19 protein-coding genes are annotated in these 19,823 nt (G+C 71.4%); 12 read left to right on the top strand and 7 right to left on the bottom strand.

Going from position 1 to position 19,823, the window contains the following annotated elements; translation table 11 throughout:
• Window positions 1-68 precede the first annotated feature (68 nt).
• The 3 genes from QC385_RS35140 (at window position 69) to QC385_RS35130 (ending at window position 2,627) form a co-directional block, all read left to right on the top strand.
• Window positions 69-1,124: an MBL fold metallo-hydrolase gene (locus QC385_RS35140; protein WP_279545428.1), complete on the top strand. Its 1,056-nt coding sequence runs from the start codon at window positions 69-71 to the stop codon at window positions 1,122-1,124.
• A gap of 49 nt (window positions 1,125-1,173) precedes the next feature.
• The gene (locus QC385_RS35135) at window positions 1,174-1,629 is read left to right on the top strand and encodes a nuclear transport factor 2 family protein (RefSeq protein WP_279545427.1); all 456 of its coding nucleotides are present in this window, start codon (window positions 1,174-1,176) and stop codon (window positions 1,627-1,629) included.
• Window positions 1,630-1,721: 92 nt separating this feature from the next.
• Window positions 1,722-2,627, top strand: coding sequence for a helix-turn-helix domain-containing protein (locus QC385_RS35130; protein ID WP_279545425.1), 906 nt, complete (start codon window positions 1,722-1,724; stop codon window positions 2,625-2,627).
• Between the two features lie 4 nt (window positions 2,628-2,631).
• Here QC385_RS35130 and QC385_RS35125 read toward each other — a convergent pair whose 3' ends face one another.
• A complete protein-coding gene (locus QC385_RS35125) occupies window positions 2,632-3,447 on the bottom strand; it encodes an SAM-dependent methyltransferase (RefSeq protein ID WP_279545423.1) in 816 nt (271 codons plus the stop codon).
• A 454-nt stretch (window positions 3,448-3,901) separates the two neighbouring features.
• On the opposite strand from QC385_RS35125, the gene QC385_RS35120 reads away from it, so the two are divergent.
• The 5 genes from QC385_RS35120 to QC385_RS35100 are packed head-to-tail and all read left to right on the top strand — an operon-like array spanning window position 3,902 to window position 9,404.
• Window positions 3,902-5,137, top strand: a complete 1,236-nt coding sequence (locus QC385_RS35120) for a prenyltransferase/squalene oxidase repeat-containing protein (protein ID WP_279545422.1) — start codon at window positions 3,902-3,904, stop codon at window positions 5,135-5,137.
• Window positions 5,134-5,757, top strand: a complete 624-nt coding sequence (locus QC385_RS35115) for an SCO2322 family protein (protein WP_279545421.1) — start codon at window positions 5,134-5,136, stop codon at window positions 5,755-5,757. The genes QC385_RS35120 and QC385_RS35115 overlap by 4 nt, the downstream gene beginning before the upstream one ends.
• The gene (locus tag QC385_RS35110; RefSeq protein ID WP_443033070.1) at window positions 5,750-6,931 is read left to right on the top strand and encodes a CbiQ family ECF transporter T component; all 1,182 of its coding nucleotides are present in this window, start codon (window positions 5,750-5,752) and stop codon (window positions 6,929-6,931) included. Before QC385_RS35115 ends, QC385_RS35110 begins: the two co-directional genes overlap by 8 nt.
• Window positions 6,928-8,583 (top strand): ABC transporter ATP-binding protein, encoded by a 1,656-nt coding sequence (locus QC385_RS35105; protein ID WP_279545419.1) that lies wholly within the window; start codon window positions 6,928-6,930, stop codon window positions 8,581-8,583. The genes QC385_RS35110 and QC385_RS35105 overlap by 4 nt, the downstream gene beginning before the upstream one ends.
• Window positions 8,580-9,404 carry an ECF transporter S component gene (locus QC385_RS35100; RefSeq protein WP_279545417.1) on the top strand — a complete coding sequence of 275 codons (825 nt, stop codon included), beginning with the start codon at window positions 8,580-8,582 and terminating at the stop codon, window positions 9,402-9,404. Before QC385_RS35105 ends, QC385_RS35100 begins: the two co-directional genes overlap by 4 nt.
• 252 nt (window positions 9,405-9,656) lie before the next feature.
• On the opposite strand, the gene QC385_RS35095 is transcribed toward QC385_RS35100, so the two are convergent.
• Window positions 9,657-10,577 carry an alpha/beta hydrolase family protein gene (locus tag QC385_RS35095; RefSeq protein ID WP_279545416.1) on the bottom strand — a complete coding sequence of 307 codons (921 nt, stop codon included), beginning with the start codon at window positions 10,575-10,577 and terminating at the stop codon, window positions 9,657-9,659.
• 141 nt (window positions 10,578-10,718) lie between these two features.
• Here QC385_RS35095 and QC385_RS35090 point away from each other — a divergent pair, with 141 nt between their 5' ends.
• Window positions 10,719-11,309 carry a TetR/AcrR family transcriptional regulator gene (locus QC385_RS35090; protein ID WP_279545415.1) on the top strand — a complete coding sequence of 197 codons (591 nt, stop codon included), beginning with the start codon at window positions 10,719-10,721 and terminating at the stop codon, window positions 11,307-11,309.
• A gap of 3 nt (window positions 11,310-11,312) precedes the next feature.
• Here the strand turns inward: QC385_RS35090 and QC385_RS35085 are convergent, their stop codons facing one another.
• Entirely contained in the window at window positions 11,313-12,548 is a 1,236-nt protein-coding gene (locus QC385_RS35085) for a cytochrome P450 (RefSeq protein WP_279545414.1), read from the bottom strand.
• A 216-nt stretch (window positions 12,549-12,764) separates the two neighbouring features.
• Here QC385_RS35085 and QC385_RS35080 point away from each other — a divergent pair, with 216 nt between their 5' ends.
• A complete protein-coding gene (locus QC385_RS35080; RefSeq protein ID WP_279545413.1) occupies window positions 12,765-13,934 on the top strand; it encodes a steroid 3-ketoacyl-CoA thiolase in 1,170 nt (389 codons plus the stop codon).
• Here the strand turns inward: QC385_RS35080 and QC385_RS35075 are convergent.
• A complete protein-coding gene (locus QC385_RS35075) occupies window positions 13,918-14,130 on the bottom strand; it encodes a DUF397 domain-containing protein (protein ID WP_279545412.1) in 213 nt (70 codons plus the stop codon). The genes QC385_RS35080 and QC385_RS35075 overlap by 17 nt on opposite strands.
• Window positions 14,090-14,938, bottom strand: a complete 849-nt coding sequence (locus tag QC385_RS35070; RefSeq protein ID WP_279545411.1) for a helix-turn-helix domain-containing protein — start codon at window positions 14,936-14,938, stop codon at window positions 14,090-14,092. Before QC385_RS35070 ends, QC385_RS35075 begins: the two co-directional genes overlap by 41 nt.
• A 93-nt stretch (window positions 14,939-15,031) precedes the next feature.
• Here QC385_RS35070 and QC385_RS35065 point away from each other — a divergent pair, with 93 nt between their 5' ends.
• Window positions 15,032-15,442, top strand: a complete 411-nt coding sequence (locus QC385_RS35065; protein ID WP_279545410.1) for an ATP-binding protein — start codon at window positions 15,032-15,034, stop codon at window positions 15,440-15,442.
• A gap of 50 nt (window positions 15,443-15,492) precedes the next feature.
• Here QC385_RS35065 and QC385_RS35060 read toward each other — a convergent pair whose 3' ends face one another.
• Together QC385_RS35060 and QC385_RS35055 are read right to left on the bottom strand one after the other, a co-directional pair.
• On the bottom strand, window positions 15,493-15,909 hold the full coding sequence (locus tag QC385_RS35060) for a peptidoglycan-binding domain-containing protein (RefSeq protein WP_279545409.1): 417 nt from the start codon (window positions 15,907-15,909) through the stop codon (window positions 15,493-15,495).
• Window positions 15,910-16,056: 147 nt separating this feature from the next.
• A complete protein-coding gene (locus QC385_RS35055; RefSeq protein WP_279545408.1) occupies window positions 16,057-18,123 on the bottom strand; it encodes a bifunctional glycosyltransferase 87/phosphatase PAP2 family protein in 2,067 nt (688 codons plus the stop codon).
• Between the two features lie 286 nt (window positions 18,124-18,409).
• Between QC385_RS35055 and proP the strand changes: the two genes are divergently transcribed.
• On the top strand, window positions 18,410-19,783 hold the full coding sequence (gene proP / locus QC385_RS35050) for a glycine betaine/L-proline transporter ProP (protein ID WP_279545407.1): 1,374 nt from the start codon (window positions 18,410-18,412) through the stop codon (window positions 19,781-19,783).
• Window positions 19,784-19,823 lie beyond the last annotated feature (40 nt).

The following is a 19,823-nucleotide window of genomic DNA, read 5'->3' as shown; positions in this document are numbered from 1 at the left end:
CTGACGGTGTTTCAGAAACTGATACCAGTTCTCGTTATAGTGGGCAATGGCCGTGGAACGGAGGGCACATGCAGAGCAGCCAGGACCGCGGGCCCGCCCCGGCGGTGTACGACCACGGCGGAGGTGTCCGGTCCCTGCGGGTCCCCATCCCGGACAATCCCCTCGGCCACACGCTGGTGTACGTCGTCGACACCGACCGGGGCCCGGTACTGATCGACACCGGCTGGGACGACCCGGCGTCCTGGGACACCCTCGCGTCCGGCCTCACCGCCTGCGGCACCTCGGTCGCCGAGATCCACGGCGTGGTCGTCACCCACCACCACCCGGACCACCACGGCCTGTCCGGCCGGGTCCGTGAGGCCTCGGGCGCGTGGATCGCGATGCACCCGGCGGACACGGCGGTCGTACGGCGGACCCGGGGGGCCCGCCCCGAGCGCTGGTTCTCGTACATGGCGGCCAAGCTCGCCGCCGCCGGCGCCCCGGAGGAGCACATCGCCCCGCTGCGCGCGGCCCGGCCCCGCGCCCTGCCCGGCCTCTCCCCCGCCCTGCCCGACCGCGACATCGTCCCCGGCGAACTCCTCGACCTCCCCGGCCGCCGCCTGCGCGCGATCTGGACCCCGGGGCACACCCCGGGCCACGTCTGCCTCCACCTGGAGGAAACCCACCCCGCGCGACTCCCCGGCCACGGCCGCCTGTTCTCCGGCGACCACCTGCTGCCCGAGATCACCCCGCACATCGGCCTCTACGAGGATCCCGACGACACCACGGTCACCGACCCCCTGGGCGACTACCTCGACTCCCTCGAACGCGTGGGCCGCCTCGCCCCCGCCGAGGTGCTCCCGGCCCACCAGCACCCCTTCCCCGACGCCGCCGCCCGCGTCCGCGAGCTGCTCGCCCACCACGAGGCCCGCCTCACGGACCTGCTGGCCCTCCTCGCCGAGCCGCTCACGCCCTGGCAGCTCGCCGAGCGCATGGAGTGGAACCGCCCCTGGGCCGACATCCCCCACGGCTCCCGCACCATCGCCGTCTCGGAGGCCGAGTCCCATCTGCGCCGCCTGGTCAAGGCGGGCCGGGCGGAGGCGGTGCCGGGGAGCGATCCGGTGACGTACGTGGCGGTGCAATGAGGTGGCAAACCCGGCGGAGGACCGACCGCCGGGGTGCTACGAAACAATCATGGACCCCATGGAACGCCTCCTCGCCGAACGCGCCTGCGAGCGCCTGGTCATCGACTTCGTCCACCGGCTCGACCTGGGCGAACCCTCCTCCGTGGCCGAGCTGTTCACCGAGGACGGCGTCTGGCAGTGGCCGGAGGACGGACGGCTGGTCAAGGGCCGGGACGCCCTGCGCGCGTACTTCGGCTCCCGCCCCGCCGACCGGCTGTCCCGCCGCATGATGTCCAACGTCCTGGTCACGGTGGTGTCCCCGGACGTGGCCGAGGCGATCTCGTACTTCACGACGTACCGCGTCGACGGCTACGACGGCGGTATGGTCCCGGCCGGGCCGCCGGTCCAGGCCGGGCACTACGAGGACACGTTCCACAGGGCCGACGGCGCCTGGCTGCTCGCCTCGCGGACGCTGCACCTGCCCTTCGGCGGAGCCACCCCGCGGGCGAACTCGCCTCTGCCATAAGCCGGATGGGGTCGGCGCGGGGCCCTAGGATGCATATGCCGCGGCGCTCACAGACATCGCGGAGTTGCGTTCCCCCGCAAGGAGACATGCCCATGGGCACCGAAGAGGCCGCTCGTACGACGCCCGGCAGCGGAGTCCTGGACAGCGGATCGGCCGGGCCCATGGTGCCGCGGCTGGTGCTGGGCGCACGGCTGCGCGGGCTGCGGGAGGAGCGGGGCATCGGCCGTGCGGACGCGGGCCATGTCATCCGGGCCTCCGCGTCCAAGATCAGCAGGATGGAGACCGGCCGGCACGGGTTCAAGCTGCGCGACGTCGCCGATCTGCTCACGCACTACGGCGTCACGGACGAGGCCGAGCGCGCGACCCTGGTGGCACTGGCCGAGCAGGCCAACACCCCCGCCTGGTGGCAGTACTACAGCGACGTGGTGCCCACCTGGATGCAGACGTACCTGGGCGCGGAACAGGCGGCGAGCGTCATCCGCTGCTTCCAGGTCCAGCGCGTTCCCGCACTGCTCCAGACCGCCGACTACGCACGGGCCTCCATCCGGGTCGCCCGCCCGGACGCCGGCGCGGAGGAGTTGGACCGCCGGGTCGCGCTGCGGATGACCCGCCAGCGGATTCTGCGCCGGCGGCCGGCGACCCGGTTGTGGGCCGTGATCGACGAGGCGGCGCTGCGTCGCCCGGTGGGCGGTCCCGACGTCCTGCGCGCGCAGCTCAGGCATCTCATCGAGATCTGCGGGCTTCCGCAGGTCACGGTCCAGATCCTGACGTTCAGCAGTGGCGGCCACGCGGCGGAGGGCGGCCCGGTCACGATTCTGCGCCTGCCCGGCGGCGAGTTGCCCGACGTGGTCTACCTCGAACGGCTCACCACCGGCCTCTATCCCGACCGGCCTGCCGAGATCGAGTGCTACTGGGACGCGATGAACCGGCTGGTGGTCGAAGCCGAGTCACCGGACGAGACTCCGACCATCCTCCACCGCATCCTTCAGGAGACCTGAGACGTCAGCGTTTCAGGGCGACTCCGCCGTACTGGTGCACCTCCGCGGGGAGATCCAGGGCCGCGGCGTCGGGGCGCCAGCGCGAGCAGGACGTGACGCCCGGTTCGAGCAGCTCCAGACCGTCGAAGTAGCGGGCGATCTGCTCGGGGCTGCGCAGGATGTACGGGATCGAGCCGCCGTCGTTGTACTGCTGGATGGCCCGGACGTAATCCTCGCTGGTGTCGGTGCTGTCGTACTGGACGAGGTAGCTGCCGGAGGGCAGGGCGTCCACCAGCTGCCGCACGATCGAGCGTGCCTCGTCGTGGTCCTCGATGTGGCCCAGGATGCCCATCAGCATGAGGGCGACGGGCTGGTCGAAGTCGAGCGTCTTCCCGGCTTCCCGGATGATCGTGCCCGGCTCGCGCAGGTCGGCGTCGACGTAGTTGGTGACGCCTTCCTCGGTGCTGGTGAGCAGCGCGCGGGCGTGGGCCAGCACCAGCGGGTCGTTGTCGACGTAGACGATCCGGCTCTCCGGCGCCACCCGCTGGGCGATCTGGTGGGTGTTGTCCACGTTGGGCAGCCCGGTGCCGATGTCCAGGAACTGGCGGATGCCCTCCTCGGCGGCGAGGTGGCGGACGGCGCGGGCGAGGAAGTAGCGGGCGGCGCGGGCTCCGGTCTCGATACCCGGGAAGATCTCGCGGAACGCGTCACCGGCCACGCGGTCGACTTCGTAGTTGTCCTTCCCGCCCAGCCAGTAGTTCCAGATCCGGGCCGAGTGCGGCACGGAGGTGTCGATCTTGGGGAGCGGCTCCTGCCCGGAGTTCCGCACCTGATCAGTCATGGACGCTCCTGCGTGTGGTCGTGGAGGCCCACGTTAGCTTGAGTGCCGCCGTGCCGGCCCCTGAGACAGGAGCAACTCCTCGGCGGGGCCCAGCAGTTCCGCTTCCGTCCGGCTCCGTAGTCCAGGCCGGGTCACCTTCCCCGCGTAGGAGGCTCGTGGACCATAGGAGGCGAAGCTGTCCGCCCCCACCCGGCACCCTCAGCCCGTTTTGGACGTGCGGGTACAGTAAGCGGGTCGTCATCACACCCGTACGGGGGGAAGCCGGTGCAATTCCGGCGCTGACCCGCAACCGTGTACCGCCGCCGAGGCGGTGAGCCGGATCGCCCCGTACGGATCGTGACCGGCTCACGTGCCCGGCAGGCCGCCGGTGCACGGCACCGTCGAGGTACGGAGCCGAGCCGCCGGGGTGTCCCGTGCTGCCCGGCTCCCCCACAGGGAGAGGCACCCGCCGATCATGAACGTCCGCCGCAGCGCCGCGGTCCTGGCCGCCGTCGCCGTGGTCGGCGCCGCCACACCGGCCGTCGCCGACCCGTCCCCTTCTCCGTCCCAGGCGTTCCCCTCCGCCCTGTACGGCGGCAAGGACCCGAAGTTCGACGGCGTCTGGCGCCAGTCGCTCGCCCTGCTCGCGCAGGACACGGTGGGTGTGAAGCCCGCGGCGAAGTCCGTGGAGTGGCTGGTGCGCCAGCAGTGCGCGGACGGTTCCTTCGCCCCGTACCGCGCCGATCCCACCGCCGCGTGCGACGCCAGGACCATGGTCGACACGAACCAGACGGCCGCCGCCGTCCAGGCCCTCACCGCCCTCGGCGGGCACGGCGCCGTCACCGGCAAGGCCGTCGCCTGGCTGAAGTCCGTCCAGAACAAGGACGGCGGCTGGGGCTATACGCCCGGCGGCGCCAGCGACACCAACTCCACGTCCGTCGTCATCGGCGCGCTGACCGCCGCGGGCGAGAAGCCGCAACAGGTCGAGAAGGGCGGCAAGTCGCCCTACGACGCGCTCCTGAAGCTGGCCCTCGGCTGTGACGGCGACGACGCGGGCGCCTTCGCGTTCCAGCCGGACAAGAAGGGCAAGCTCGCCGCCAACGCGGACGCCACGGCGGCGGGTGTGCTGGGCGCACTGGGCAAGGGCATGGTGGTGAAGCCCGGCGGGAAGACGGGGGCGACCGAGACGACCGGGGCGACGAAGGGCCAGGCCTGCGAGGACGGGAAGACGCCGGAGCAGGCGGCGGCCAACGGAGCCGCCTACCTCACCAAGGCTCTCGCCGAGGACGGCCACCTCACCTCGGCCCTCCCGGGTGCGGACCCCCAGCCCGACTACGGCAACACCGCCGACGCGGTCGTCGCGCTCGCCGCGCGGGGTGACACCGGGCAGGCGGAGAGGTCCCTGAGCTGGCTGGAGAAGAACGCCTCGGCCTGGGCCGGCCAGAACGGTCCCGCCGCCTACGCCCAGCTGATCTTCGCCGCCCACGCGACGGGCACGGACCCGCGCGACTTCGGCGGCACCGACCTGGTGAAGCAGCTGAACGCGACGGGTCCGGCCCCGCAGACCGCCGAGAAGACCCAGGCCGCGGAAGACAAGAGCGACTCGGACTCGGGCCCCTTCGGCGTCTGGTGGTACGTCGGTGTCTGCCTCGTCGCCGGTGTCGGCATCGGCTTCCTCTTCAGCGGCCGCAGGAACAGGCAGCAGCCGTGATCCGCCGGGCCCTTCTCCTTGTCCTGGCCTCGCTCCTGCTGGGCGCGGGAGCGGGCCAGGCCCAGGCCGCCGGGTACCGGTACTGGTCGTTCTGGGACCGCGAAGGCGACCACTGGGTCTACGCCACCCAGGGCCCGTCCGTGACCCGTCCCTCGGACGGCGACGTCCAGGGCTTCCGCTTCGCGGTGAGCGAGGACTCCTCCGACGCGGCCCGCCCGCGCGGCACGGCCGACTTCACGGCGATCTGCGCGAAGACGCCCGCGCAGGACGGCGAGAAGCGGGTGGCCCTGCTCCTCGACTTCGGCACGGCGGCGGACGCGCCGTCCGGCGAAAAGCCGCCCGCGCCTCGAACGGCCTGCGCACGGGTGTCCCCCGACGCGACGACGGCAGAGGCCCTCGCGACGGTGGCCAAGCCGTTGCGCTACGACACGAACGCCCTGTTGTGCGCCATCTCGGGCTACCCGGAGAAGGGGTGCGGGGAGCAGGTGTCGCAGAGTGAGACCCCGACCGGGAAGCAGGACAAGCCGGACAACGGCCCGTCCCTTGGCCTGTGGGCGGGAATCGCCACGGTGGCAGTGCTGGCCGCAGCAGCGATCTGGCAGGTACGCCGACGTGGGTAGCGGCACCCAGCCTGCGGGCAGTCGTGCCGCTGGGGCGGCACCCGTCCCGCAGAAGGGCGGCACCACGCTCCGCCGGGCTGCGGACCCACCCCGGCCCGGGCACCGACGCGGAGCACAACTGCACCCAGCAGCATGGTGGCTCTGGTCCCTTTCCCTCGGCACCGCGGCCACCCGCACCACCAACCCCCTCCTCCTCACCCTCCTCATCACGGTCTCCGCCTACGTCGTGGCCACCCGCCGCCCCGACACCCCCTGGTCCCGCTCCTACGGCGCCTTCGTCAAACTCGCCCTCGCCGTCCTGCTCATCCGCCTGCTCTTCGCCACGATCCTCGGCTCCCCCATCCCCGGCACGCACACCCTCCTCACCCTCCCCGAAGTCGGTCTGCCCGCCTGGGCCCAGGGCATCCGCCTCGGCGGCGCGGTCACCGCCGAGGCCCTCACCTTCGCCCTGTACGACGGCCTGAAGCTGGCCACCCTGCTCATCTGCGTCGGCGCCGCGAACGCCCTCGCCAACCCCTCCCGCCTACTCAAGTCCCTCCCGGGCGCCCTGTACGAGATGGGCGTCGCGGTCGTCGTCGCCCTGACCTTCGCGCCCAGCCTCATCGCCGACGTCCAGCGCCTGCGCGCAGCCCGCCGTCTGCGCGGCCGCCCGGACAAGGGCCTGCGGGGCCTGCTGCACGTCGGCCTGCCGGTCCTGGAGGGCGCGCTGGAGCGCTCGGTGTCGCTCGCCGCCGCGATGGACGCCCGCGGCTACGGCCGTACCGCCCAGGTCCCCGCCGCAGTCCGCCGCACCACCGCCGCCCTCACCCTCGGCGGGCTGCTCGGCGTGTGCGCCGGAACGTACGGTCTGCTCACCGCCGAAGGCGCCACCTACGGCATCCCGGTACTCCTCACCGGCCTCGCAGCCGCCCTCGCGGGTCTCCGGCTCGGCGGACGGCGGTCGCTGCGCACCCGGTACCGCCCCGACCGCTGGGACGTGCGCGCCTGGCTGGTCGTCGCCTCCGGCGTGGCGGTCGCCGCGCTCCTCACGCTCGCCGCCGTCCGGGACCCCGCGGCCCTGCACCCCGGCGTGGTGCCGCTCGTGGCCCCCACGCTCCCCCTCTGGCCCGCGGCGGCGATCCTCCTCGGCCTGCTGCCCGCGTTCGTCGCCCCCGACCCCAAGGAGCCCTCGTGATCCGCTTCGAGGATGTGTCCGTGACGTACGACGGCGCCGCTGAACCCACCGTCCAGGGCATCGACTTCGAGGTCCCGGAGGGCGAACTGGTCCTCCTCGCCGGCCCGTCCGGTGTGGGCAAGTCCACGGTCCTGGGCGCGGTCAGCGGGCTCGTCCCGCACTTCACCGGCGGCACCCTGCGCGGCAGGGTCACGGTCGCCGGCCGCGACACCCGCACCCACAAGCCGCGCGAACTCGCCGACGTCGTCGGCACGGTGGGCCAGGACCCCCTCTCCCACTTCGTCACCGACACCGTCGAGGACGAACTCGCCTACGGCATGGAGTCGCTGGGCCTCGCCCCGGACGTGATGCGGCGCCGCGTCGAGGAGACGCTCGACCTGCTCGGCCTCGCAGGCCTGCGCCACCGTCCGATCGCCACGCTCTCCGGAGGCCAGCAGCAGCGCGTCGCGATCGGCTCGGTCCTCACCCCGCACCCGAGCGTCCTCGTCCTGGACGAGCCGACCTCCGCGCTCGACCCGGCCGCCGCCGAGGAGGTCCTGGCGGTCCTCCAGCGGCTCGTGCACGACCTCGGCACGACGGTCCTCATGGCCGAACACCGCCTGGAACGCGTCATCCAGTACGCCGACCAGGTCGTACTCCTGCCCGCCCCGGCCGCGCCTCCGGTCCTGGGCACCCCGGCCGAGGTGATGGCCGTGTCCCCCGTGTACCCGCCGGTGGTGGCTTTGGGCCGGCTGGCAGGCTGGACGCCCTTGCCCCTGACGGTCCGCGACGCGCGCAGGCGGGCAGTAGCTCTGCGCGAACGGCTCGACGACGCCCCCAAGGGGCGCGGGGAACTGCGCGATCAACCACACACCACCCGCACCCGCAAACGCTCCGAACCCCCCACCCCAGTAGGCGCGCTCCAAGCCCTCTCGGTCACCCGCGCCCGCATCCAAGCCCTCCGCGGCATCGACCTCACCATCACCCCCGGCGAGACCATCGCCCTCATGGGCCGCAACGGCGCCGGGAAGTCCACCCTGCTCAACTCCCTGGTCGGCCTGGTCACCCCCAGCTCGGGAACCGTCCGGCTCGGCGAAGCCGTACCCCACCGCACCTCCCCGAAGGACCTCGTCCGCAAAGTCGGCCTGGTCCCGCAGGAGCCCCGCGACCTGCTCTACGCCGACACCGTCGCCGCAGAGTGCGCCGCGGCCGACCAGGACGCGGACGCGGAACCCGGCACCTGCCGTGCCCTGGTCACCGAACTGCTCCCCGGCGTCAGCGACGACACCCACCCCCGGGATCTCTCGGAGGGCCAGCGGCTCGCCCTCGCCCTGGCCGTCGTACTGACCGCCCGGCCGCCGCTGCTCCTGCTGGACGAGCCGACCCGCGGCCTGGACTACGCGGCCAAGGCCCGCCTGGTCGCGGTGCTCCGAACCCTCGCCGCCGAGGGGCACGCCATCGTGCTGGCCACGCACGACGTGGAGCTGGCCGCCGAGATCGCCCACCGGGTGGTGCTGCTCGCCGACGGCGAGGTGATCGCCGACGGCCCGACGGCGGACGTCGTGGTCTCCTCCCCCTCCTTCGCCCCCCAGGTCACCAAGATTCTGGCCCCGCGGCACTGGCTCACGGTCTCCCAGGTCCGCGCGGCCCTCCAGCCCGGGACCGACTCGTGAACGCCCAGCGCCAGGCCCGGGCCGTCCGTCTCGGCCCCCGCTCGCTCGCCGCGCTGGCCCTCGTCAGCGCCGTGGGCGTCGTCGCCTTCGGCTGGCCGTTCCTGACCCCGCCCACCTCGCGGCTCAGCGCCCACGCGCAGGACGCGCCCTGGCTCTTCGCGGGCCTGCTGGTGCTGCTCGTGGCGGTGGTGGCCGCGGCGATCTCGGAGACCGGTCTCGGCCCGAAGGCGGTCGCGATGCTCGGCGTGCTGGCCGCCACGGGTGCGGCCCTGCGGCCGATCGGCGCCGGTACCGCCGGGATCGAGCCGATGTTCTTCCTGATGGTGCTGAGCGGGCGGGTCCTCGGCCCGGGGTTCGGGTTCGTCCTCGGCTCGGTGACGATGTTCGCGTCCGCGCTGCTCACGGGCGGGGTGGGCCCGTGGCTGCCGTTCCAGATGCTGGCGATGGGCTGGTTCGCGATGGGCGCGGGCCTGCTGCCGGGCCCGGACCGGCTGCGCGGCCGTGCCGAGCTCGTGCTGCTCGCGGTCTACGGCTTCCTCGCCGCCTTCGCCTACGGCACGGTCATGAACCTGGCCGGCTGGCCCTTCATGAGCGCCCTCGCCTCCAACGTCGCCTTCGACCCGCACGCGGCGGTCGCCGGCAACCTGGCCCGTTTCCTCGCGTACTGCCTGGCCACCTCGCTGGGCTGGGACCTGGGCCGGGCCGTCGTCACGGTCGTCCTGACGCTCGCACTCGGCCCCGCGGTCCTCCGGGCGCTGCGCCGCGCCACCCGCCGGGCGGCCTTCGAGACGCCGGTCACGTTCGACGCGCCCCGGACGTGAAGCCCCCCACATGACCCCCGTCACGTACGAAGCGGGGCCGTAGGAACAGCCCCCGGTCACGGGGCGGACCTTCCGCGCACATGCGGCCACACCTAGTAAGCGGGCTCCTTGCGGGCATCCGGCGTGCCTGTTTCGCTGGCCAGGCCACCTCCCAAGACCGCCCGCCCCGTAGACAGAGCCCACCCCCCACAGACCGAAGGCGGCGGCCCCCTGATCCCCGGGGCCGTCGCCTTCGCCCATCTCTTGCGTCCTCTACTTGCTCTCGAGCTTCCCCAGCGGCTCGGGGTCCTCCTCCAGCGCGACGGCCGCCGCCTTCCAGCCGGTGTCCCCGGGGTAGAGGGCGCTGCGCAGGTAGGCGGTGGTGAGGCGCTGGAGCAGTGCGACGCGTGCGGGACTCTCGTCGGTCGTCTCCGCCACCTCGTAGCCGGGGATGCCCCCGAGCGAGTGTTCCGCTCCGAACAGCGTGAGCAGGCTCTTGTTTCCCGGGCTGTAGGTGTACGGGTCGGTGAACCAGTCCGGTCCGCGCGTGGACAACGCGGAGTCGTCACGGTCCCCGGCGACGATGAGCGCCGGCGTGGTCATGGTGTCGAAGGACGGCCTCATGAACGGCAGGTGCTCGACGGCGAACGGGGTCAGGTCGTCGCCCAGGCCTGCCATGGCGAGCAGCACACCCGCCTTCACACGTGGGTCGGACATGTCCTCGCCGGGAACACCGTCGGAGTCGAGGACGCGCGCGCCCAGCAGCGTGCTCGCCGTCTGCGCCCCCCAGGAGTGACCGGCCACGGCGATACGGTCACGGTCGAGGCGTCCGGCGAGGCCCGGTACGGAGGCTTCGAGGACGTCGAGTCCGTCCAGCACACGCGTGAGGTCCTCGATACGGAAGCGCCAGATCCGCGGCGTGCGGGGGTCCTCGGGTGGCAGGCCCAGCGTCCTGGAGTCCAGGTGGGTGGGCTGCACCACCACGAAGTCCTGGGCGGCCCAGAAGTCCGCCAGCGGGGCGTAGCCGTTCATCGACCAGCCGAAGCCGTGCGAGAAGAGGACGACGGGCAGATCGCCGCCGGCCGCGGGGGCGGACACGCGGACCTGGAGGTCCTCACCGCGGCCCGGGGCGGGCAGGACCACCGGCTTCGCGGAGATCACCATGGTGGAGTCGGACAGGAAAGTGCCGGGCATGGAGGTGCCTTCCGGTCAGGTCTGTCATCATGAATAAAACGGAACGCCGTTCCGATTACGACACCCACGATACGGAACACGGTTCCGCTTTACAACCGCACGCAACAGCACGCACCAGCACCAGCACGGAAGGACGACACGGTGAACGACAGCGGCCAGAGCGCCGGAAGCCCGGCCCGGTCCAAGCGCAAGGACGCCCGGCGCAACCAGCAGGCCCTGCTGGACGCGGCCGCCGAGGTCTTCGTCAGCTCGGGCGTGGACGCGCCGGTACGGGACATCGCGACCAAGGCCGGCGTCGGGGTGGGCACGATCTACCGCCACTTCCCTACCCGGGCGGACCTCGTCATCGCCGTCTACCGCCACCAGGTCGACGCCTGCGCCGAAGCCGGCCCGGCCCTGCTGGCGGCCGGCCCGACGCCCCATGCCGCCCTGGAGCGGTGGGTCGATCTCTTCGTCGACTTCCTGGTCACCAAGCACGGCCTGGCCACCGCGATGCAGGGGGACAGCACCTGCTTCGGGCCGCTGCACACCTACTTCCTCGACCGCCTCCTGCCGGTGTGCACCCAACTGCTCGGCGCCGCCGCCGATTCCGGCGAGATCCGCTCCGACCTCGACGCGTACCAATTCATGCGCGGCATCGGAAACCTCTGCGTCGGCGCCGACAGCGACCCCCGCTACGACGCACGCCGACTGGTCGCGCTCCTCGTGACAGGACTACGCCAACCGCACTGACCGCTACTGGGCCCGAACCCGGAGTTCTTTCACCCCGTTGATCCACGCCGACCTCAACCGGCGCGGATCTTCGACCAGTTGGAGACCCGGCATGGCGTCGGCGATCGCGTTGAAGATGAGGTCGATCTCCAGCACGGCGAGGGACTTGCCCAGGCAGTAGTGCGGGCCGCCACCTCCGAAACCGAGGTGGGGGTTGGGATCGCGGGTGATGTCGAAGTCGTCCGGCTCGTCGAAGACCTCGGGGTCGTGGTTGGCGGAGGCGTAGAACAGCCCCACCCGGTCGCCCTTGCGGATCAGTTTGCCGCCCAGCTCGGTGTCCTGGGTGGCGGTGCGCTGGAAGGCGGCGACCGGGGTCGCCCAGCGCACGATCTCCTCCGCCGTCGTCGACGGCCGCTCCCTCTTGTACAGCTCCCACTGGCCGGGGTGGGTGAGGAAGGCGTGCATGCCGTGGGTGATGGCGTTGCGGGTGGTCTCGTTGCCCGCGACGGCCAGCATCAGCACGAAGAAGCCGAACTCGTCGGAGTTGAGGTTGCCCTGGTCCTCCGCCGCGACCAGCTGCGTGACGATGTCGTGGGCGGGACACTGCTTGCGGTCGGCGGCCATGTTCATCGCGTAGGCGATGATCTCCGTGGCCGACTCGGCGCCGACCTCCTCGGTGATGGCGTACTCGGGATCGTCGTACGCGATCATCTTGTTGGACCAGTCGAAGATCTTGTCCCGGTCCTCCTGCGGCACGCCCATCAGCTCGGCTATCGCCTGGAGGGGCAGTTCGCAGGCGACCTGGGTGACGAAGTCGAAGGGGCCGGTGTGCGCGCCGGCGTTCGCCACGATCGCGTGGGCACGGGCCCGCAGCCGCTCCTCCAGCGCGCGGATCGCCCGGGGCGTGAACCCGCGCTGCACGATCTGCCGCACCCGCGTGTGCTCGGGCGGGTCCATGTTCAGCAGGATGAACCGCTGCGCGTCGATGGAGTCGCGGTCGATGTGCTCGTTGAAGCGGATGATCGCCGTGTTGAGGTACGACGAGAACAACTCCGGATGCGTGGAGACGTACTTGACGTCGGCGTGCCGGGTGACCGCCCAGTATCCCTCGTCCTGGAAACCGGCGAGACCCGCCGGCTGCGGCACCCAGCAGACCGGCTCCACCCGGCGCAGCTCGGCGAACTCCGGCAGCGGCACACGGCTGTGCAGCAGGTCCGGGTCGGTGAAGTCGAACCCCTCGGGCAGCGCGGGACAGGACATGGCGGCTCCCACCACTCGTACCGACTCTGATTCTGACGGCCCATCAGCTGTGCGGAGTTGCGGTGACGGTAGTAACGGGTTCTACAAGTAGCAAGGGGCATGGACCCCCCAATTACTCGCACGACTCTTGCGGTCGGAGAGCAGCCCTCAGCACACTGCTGGCAGAACTAGAACGCGTACTAGTTCCGCGTAGCCTCCCGGAGAGGACCCGCACCCATGGCTGCCGAACCCGTGATCGTCGAAGCCGTACGCACCCCCATCGGCAAGCGCGGCGGCGCGCTCGCCAACCTGCACCCCGCCTACCTCCTGGGCGAGACGTACCGCGAGCTCCTCGGCCGCACCGGTATCCCGGCCGACTGCATAGAGCAGATCGTCGGCGGTACGGTCACCCACGCCGGTGAGCAGTCCATGAACCCCGCGCGCACGGCCTGGCTCACGATGGGGCTCCCCTACGAGACGGCAGCGACGACCGTCGACGCGCAGTGCGGGTCCTCGCAGCAGGCCTCCCACATGCTGGCCAACATGGTCGCCACGGGCGTGATCGACGTCGGCATCTCCTGCGGCGTGGAGTCGATGTCCCGGGTGCCGCTCGGGTCGGGCTCGAAGCACGGGCCGGGCAAGCCGTTCCCGGACGAGTGGAACGTCGACCTGCCGAACCAGTTCGAGGCGGCCGAGCGCATCGCCCGCCACCGCGGCCTGACCCGCGAGAACGTCGACGCCCTGGGCCTCGCCTCCCAGGAGCGGGCCGCCCACGCCTGGGCGGAGGAGCGCTTCAAACGAGAGACGTTCGCGGTCCAGGTGCCGACGACGGAGGAGGAACAGCACGCCGGGCAGGGCATGTGGCGCCTGGTGGACAAGGACGAGGGCCTGCGCGACACGACGGCGGAGGCGCTGGCCGCGCTGAAGCCGATCATGCCGACGGCGGTCCATACGGCCGGCAACTCGTCGCAGATCTCCGACGGGGCGGCGGCGATCATGTGGGCGTCGAAGCGGATGGCTCGTGCCCTGAAGCTGAGGCCCCGGGCCCGGATCGTGGCCCAGGCCCTGGTGGGCGCCGACCCCCACTTCCACCTCGACGGCCCGATCGACGCGACCAAGGCCGTGCTGGGCAAGGCCGGGATGTCCCTCAAGGACATCGACCTCGTGGAGATCAACGAGGCGTTCGCATCGGTCGTACTGAGCTGGGCGCAGGTCTTCGAGCAGGATCTGGAGAAGGTGAACGTGAACGGTGGCGCGATCGCGCTCGGGCACCCGGTGGGAGCCACCGGGGCCCGGCTCATCACGACGGCGCTTCATGAACTTGAGCGCGCGGACAAGGAGTTCGCGCTGATCACGATGTGCGCGGGCGGCGGTTTGGCCACCGGCACGATCATTCAGCGGTTGTAGTCGTCGTCCAGTCGATGAAGGTGGTGAACGTGGCGGGGTCGAGGGTGAGGATCGGTCCCGCCGGGTTCTTGGAGTCGCGTATTGCGACGACCGTGGTGTGTGCGGTTTCGGCGATCTCTACGCAACTGCCGCCTTGATCGCCGCTGTAGCTGGACTTACGCCACTGGGCCCCCGCCGGGATCACACTGCTCGCCATAGCGTTCCTCCATCACACGCCGGATCAAATCCGCCGATTCCCTGAGGGAGAGCGCGGCGGCTTGCAGATGATCGTAACGGAGCGAGCAGTCCTTGACGGTGTCCGGGTTTGCGGTCGGATGCCCGCTGCCGTACCCCTCGGTGTAGACGATGTCGGGATCGCTATCGAAGCGGAAGAGGTCAAATGAGCCTTGGAGTCCTGCGTGGGCTCCAGCGGAGAACGGCAGGATCTGAACGTTGATCCGGGGGTTGCCCTCGAAGGACAACAAGTGGGCCAGTTGGCCGCGCATGCTTTCCCGGCCACCGATCTCCTGGTACAGCGCGGCTTCGCTGATGACTGCCCAGAAGACGGGCGGCTCGCCCTTCTCGAAGATGCGCTGACGTGCCAGCCGAGCGGAGACGCGGTCGTCGAGGTCGGTTCTGTCCAGCGCACCCAGCACCCCCCTTGCGTACGCCTTGGTCTGAAGAAGGCCGTGAACCAGATGCGTGTGGAAGGTGCACATCGCGACTGCTCGCACCTCCAGCTCAGCCACTTGCCTGAACCAGGCGGGCAATTGGCTCCGCAGCACCAGTTCGACCAGCCGGGAGAACAGGCCGTCCGTGCCCAGCGCCGCATCCGCCCGCTCACTGAACTCCGGCGTCGGAACCTTCCGTGCTGTCTCGATCTGGCCAACCAACGAGCCCGTGTAATTGAGGATCTCCCCGAGCTGCTTCTGTGTCAGCCCGGCGGCCTCACGGCATCTCCTCAGCTCGAAGCCGTAGTAGTCGAGCGGAGACGCACCCGGGTCAAGGGCGTTGATGTGGGTCACGGCAGAAGCCCCTCTCACGCAACTCGGCCCACAATGGGACCCGTTGTATCCGTTCCGTAGCCCAGAGTAGTCACGGCACGCCAGCCTCGTCCCGTGAACGAATACATTCCCGCCCAGTACACGATGCGCCTCACCGTCGGTGAACACGCCCCCCTCCACATCCGCCGTATCGTCCGCTCGTTCCTCGGCGAGTGGGGTATGCCCGAGCTGTCGGACGCCGTCGAGCTGGGCGTGACCGAGCTGCTCGCGAACGTCGTACAGCACGTCCCCGACCGCCGCTGCGCGCTGCTGTTGCTGCGGCAGCCGGCCGGGGTGCGGGTCGAGGTGACGGACGGCAGTGATCGACTGCCGGTCTCCCCGGCCCGGCCGGAGCCGGAGGCCGAGGGTGGCCGGGGGCTGCTCCTGCTCGACGCGATGGCCGACAAGTGGGGCGTGTCGCTGTGGCGCGGGGGCGGGAAGACCGTGTGGTTCGAATGCGGGACCGAGTCCGTCACCCTGGAGTGAACAGAGACCTTGAACCGTGTGTCCTGACCACCCCTTGGGCTTCGGGGCCGTCAACAGTACGGAGTGCCTGGCGCGTTGGCCCAGAAGGAAAGGAACGACCAGGTCTGGGCTCCGATGCGACCGTCGACGACGATGTCGGCACACCGCTGGAAGTCCTCCGTCGCGGATTGCGTGACTCGGCCGAAGTCTCCGTCCTCGTCCAGGTCGGCGCCGATCGCCTGATTCAGGTAGCACTGGGCCTGTTGGACCGCTGCCCCGGATGACCCCAGGCGAAGGCTCGGTCGACTATCGGTGTAGTTGCATACGTCGTCCGGTCCCTGGGCCACGAGGCTTGCTGGACGATTCAACGTGTCTGCGGCCTGGGCGCTGGTCACCGCGGCGGTCGCCGAAGTGCCATGTGATGCCGCTACAGCTGGTGCTGCCGCGAGGGAAATTGGAAGAATCAGGGCCGCCAGGGCGGTGAGCACACTTCGCATCCCCATCACCTCCAGAGAGGGTGCCCTTTTCTCATCGTGCGCGCCCCTCACCCGGGGTGCATCTCGGGCGAGGCCGGCGAACGCGGCGAGGGCATGGGCTGCGGCCGCAACCGCCCGTCTCCAGCGGGCGGTTGGGGCTCAGCCGGGGGCGGTGTCAACTGTGTACGGGTCTTTGGGCCGGTGTGCGTTCACGCTGGCCGCCGCGGCGGTGGCGGCCCGGGGGCCGGACAGCAGATAGGTGAGTGCCAAGCCCGCGCCGACGACCACCGCTCCCCCGGCCGCGTCCAGCACCCAGTGGTTCCCGGTCGCGACGATCGAGGACGCGGTGAGCAGCGGGTGCAGCATCCCCAGGGCCTTGATCCACCAGCGGCCCGCCAGCACGGCGATCACCACGCCGCACCACAGCGACCAGCCGAAGTGCAGGGACGGCATCGCCGCGTACTGGTTGGTCAGGGCGGTGAGCGTGCCGTAGTCGGGCCGGGAGAAGTCCTGGACGCCGTGGACGGTGTCGATGAAGCCGAGCGCCGGCATCAGCCGGGGCGGGGCCAGCGGGTAGAGCCAGAAGCCGACCAGGGCGAGCAGGGTGGCGAAGCCCAGGGCGGAGCGGGCCCAGCGGTAGTCGGCGGGGCGGCGCCAGTACAGGACGGCGAGGACGGTCAGCGGGGCGATGAAGTGCAGCGACACGTAGTAGAAGTCGCAGAAGTCCCGCAGCCAGTCGATCGTGACGACGGTGTGGTTGGCCCAGTGCTCGATGTCGAGGTGCACGGCGCGTTCCAGGCCGAGGATCTGGCGGCCGTTCTCCTCGGCCTCGGCCCGGCCGGCCGAGATGCTGCCCCCGGTGGCGGCGAGCCGGACCTGGGAGTAGGCGGCGTAGGTGACCCGGATGAGGAGCAGCTCCAGCAGGAGGTTCGGCCGGGTGAGGACCCGGCGCAGGAAGGGCGCGAGCGGGATGTGCCGGAAGCGGGCCGGGGCGGCGGGGGCGTACTCGGTCGGGACCGGCGACTGGTAGTGCGGGGAGGTGCGGGACAGGAACGGCACGGCCGTGGCGGCGGCGAGGGCGGCGACCAGGACGAGGTTGGTGCGCAGCGGGTCCAGCGACGGCATGTCCGGCAGCATCATCCTGGCCGGCAGGGTCATGACCAGGACGACGGCGACGGGCCAGACGTAGCGGTCGGAGGCGCGTGTGCCGGCCCGGCCGACGACCGCGAGCAGCACCCACAGCAGCTGGTGCTGCCAGGCCGTGGGCGAGACGACGATCGCGGCGCAGCCGGTGATCGCGACGGCGAGGAGCAGCTGGCCGTCGTCGACGTAGCGCACGGCGCGGCGCAGGGCCAGGACGGCGACGGCCGCGCCGAGCGTCAGGAAGAGCGCGACCTCCAGGGGGCCGTTCAGGCCGAGCCGCAGCAGGGCGCCGTGCAGGGACTGGTTGCCGAGGTCGTCGGCCCGGCCGCCGAGGCCGACGCCGGCCATGTGGTGGACCCAGTAGGTGTGGGAGTCGTGCGGCATCGCGGCCCAGGCGAGCGCGGTGCAGGCGGCGAAGGTGACGCCGGTGGAGCGCGCGGCGCGTCTGCGGCCGGTGAACCACAGCAGGGGCGTGAAGAGCAGCAGGGTGGGCTGGAGCGCGGCCGCGACGCCGATGAGCAGGCCGCTGGTCCGCTGGCCGTGGGCGGCGAAGCAGCCCAGCAGGACGAACAGGACCGGGATGATGCTGGTCTGGCCGAGCCACAGGGTGTTGCGGACCGGCAGGGACAGCATGAGCAGGCCGATGGCGACGGGGGCGGCCAGCAGGGCGGTGCGGCGGCCGATGGGCTGGGGCAGGGCGCGGGCGGCGATCAGTCCGAGCGCGACGACCAGCAGCAGCGTGCCGAAGGTCCAGCCCCAGCCGAGGGCCTGCTCGGCCGCACGGGTGAGGGGCTTGAGGACGAGTCCGCCGAAGGGGGTGCCGGTGAAGCGGGTGGAGTCGTAGAGCGAGCCGGTCACGCGCAGGACGCCGTTCGGCCCGACCCAGGTCTCCAGATCCGTCAGCCGCTCGCCCCTCGGAGTGCCGAGCACGACGGCCACCTGCCGGGCGGCGAGGGCGGCGACGATCAGCCACAGCGCGAGACAGGCCATGCGCAGGGGCGCGCGGGAGGGTGTGCGGGTACTGCCGACGGCGGTCGCTCCGAAGGCTTCCGCCGGTCGTCCGCTGCGCTCCGCATTCGCCACGCCTCGTCGACCTTCTACCCGATATGCCCCCTACGTCCGGTTGACGATAGTGCGCGAGGCGCGTGGTTGCCTCTCGTGACGCGAGAAGGATCACATCAAGATCGCGTGGGAACCGCTCCCAGCCGGGCAGACGTGCCTGCACAGCCGGGATTTAGATGCCCCCTGCAACGAAAGGCGTACGGCCCGTGATCGGCCTTTATCCGCCTATCGTCGCTTTTCGGCCCGTACGACAGCGCCGCCGCGCGGACCGCGCCCCTGTCCCCGTCGAAAGGTAGGCGAGCGAGTCTTGTCGACTGTCTCAGTCGTCGCTCCCGCGTCCGGCCTGAAGAGCCGCGCAGCGAAAACCCCCGACCCCACCGTCACCGACCCCGCGCTCGTCAAGCGCGCCGTGAAGGCGGCCGCGCTGGGCAACGCGATGGAATGGTTCGACTTCGGTGTCTACAGCTACATCGCGGTCACGCTGGGCAAGGTCTTCTTCCCCTCGGGCAACCCCACCGCGCAGCTGCTCTCCACGTTCGGCGCCTTCGCCGCGGCCTTCCTCGTCCGTCCCCTCGGCGGCATGGTCTTCGGCCCACTCGGCGACCGCGTCGGCCGCCAGAAGGTCCTCGCGCTCACCATGATCATGATGGCGGCGGGCACCTTCGCGATCGGCCTGATCCCGTCGTACGCGACGATCGGCGTCGGCGCGCCGGTCCTGCTCCTCGTGGCCCGCCTCGTGCAGGGCTTCTCCACCGGCGGCGAGTACGCGGGTGCCTCCACGTTCATCGCCGAGTACGCCCCCGACAAGCGGCGCGGCTTCCTCGGCAGCTGGCTGGAGTTCGGCACCCTCGCCGGCTACATCGGCGGCGCCGGCCTGGTCACGCTCATGACCGCCCTGCTCTCCGCCGACGACCTGACCTCCTGGGGCTGGCGCATCCCGTTCCTGATCGCGGGCCCGATGGGCATCATCGGCCTGTACCTGCGGCTGCGCCTGGAGGAGACCCCGGCGTTCGCGGCCGAGGTCGAGAAGGCCGAGACCGACCGCCCCAAGGTGCCGCTGCGCGAGATGATCACCGGCCAGTGGCGGGCCCTGCTGCTCTGCGTCGGCCTGGTGCTGGTCTTCAACGTCACCGACTACATGCTGCTGTCGTACATGCCGAGCTACCTGACCGGTCAGCTCCACTACGACGAGACGCACGGCCTGCTCGTCGTACTCGGCGTGATGGCCCTCATGATGATCGTCCAGCCCTTCGCCGGCGCGCTGACCGACCGGATCGGCCGCCGCCCGGTGATCGCCACCGGCTGCGCGGGCTTCCTGCTGCTGTCCGTCCCGGCCCTGCTGCTGATCCGCGAGGGCAGCCTGCTGGCCGTCGCGCTCGGCATGGGCGCCCTCGGCCTGCTGCTGGTCTGCTTCACGGCGGCCATGCCCTCGGCGCTCCCGGCGCTGTTCCCGACGAAGGTCCGCTACGGCTCCCTGTCCATCGGCTTCAACGTCTCCGTGTCCCTGTTCGGCGGCACGACGCCGCTGGTGGTCACGGCCCTGATCGGCGCGACCGGGAACATGATGATGCCCGCGTACTACATGATGGCCGCGGCCGTCGTCGGCGGTTTCGCGGTGTGGCGCATGGCCGAGTCGGCGGGGCGCCCGCTGCCGGGGTCGGCACCGTCGGTGGCCGACTGAGAACCGTCGGTGGCCGGCCGAGAGCCCTTCCGGTGACCGG

The sequence above is a fragment of the Streptomyces sp. DH10 genome (assembly GCF_029813805.1).
Taxonomy (GTDB): Bacteria; Actinomycetota; Actinomycetes; order Streptomycetales; family Streptomycetaceae; genus Streptomyces; species Streptomyces coeruleofuscus.
Note: the sequence above shows the minus strand (reverse complement) of the source record. Positions and strands in the feature narration are given on the sequence as shown.

Excerpts from the sequence above, each read along its gene's own strand:
- QC385_RS35140 (WP_279545428.1), top strand. The coding sequence starts at position 69 with ATGCAGAGCAGCCAGGACCGCGGGCCCGCCCCGGCGGTGTACGACCAC.
- QC385_RS35135 (WP_279545427.1), top strand. The coding sequence starts at position 1,174 with ATGGACCCCATGGAACGCCTCCTCGCCGAACGCGCCTGCGAGCGCCTG.
- QC385_RS35130 (WP_279545425.1), top strand. The coding sequence starts at position 1,722 with ATGGGCACCGAAGAGGCCGCTCGTACGACGCCCGGCAGCGGAGTCCTG.
- QC385_RS35125 (WP_279545423.1), bottom strand. The coding sequence starts at position 3,447 with ATGACTGATCAGGTGCGGAACTCCGGGCAGGAGCCGCTCCCCAAGATC.
- QC385_RS35120 (WP_279545422.1), top strand. The coding sequence starts at position 3,902 with ATGAACGTCCGCCGCAGCGCCGCGGTCCTGGCCGCCGTCGCCGTGGTC.
- QC385_RS35095 (WP_279545416.1), bottom strand. The coding sequence starts at position 10,577 with ATGCCCGGCACTTTCCTGTCCGACTCCACCATGGTGATCTCCGCGAAG.
- QC385_RS35085 (WP_279545414.1), bottom strand. The coding sequence starts at position 12,548 with ATGTCCTGTCCCGCGCTGCCCGAGGGGTTCGACTTCACCGACCCGGAC.
- QC385_RS35080 (WP_279545413.1), top strand. The coding sequence starts at position 12,765 with ATGGCTGCCGAACCCGTGATCGTCGAAGCCGTACGCACCCCCATCGGC.
- QC385_RS35075 (WP_279545412.1), bottom strand. The coding sequence starts at position 14,130 with ATGGCGAGCAGTGTGATCCCGGCGGGGGCCCAGTGGCGTAAGTCCAGC.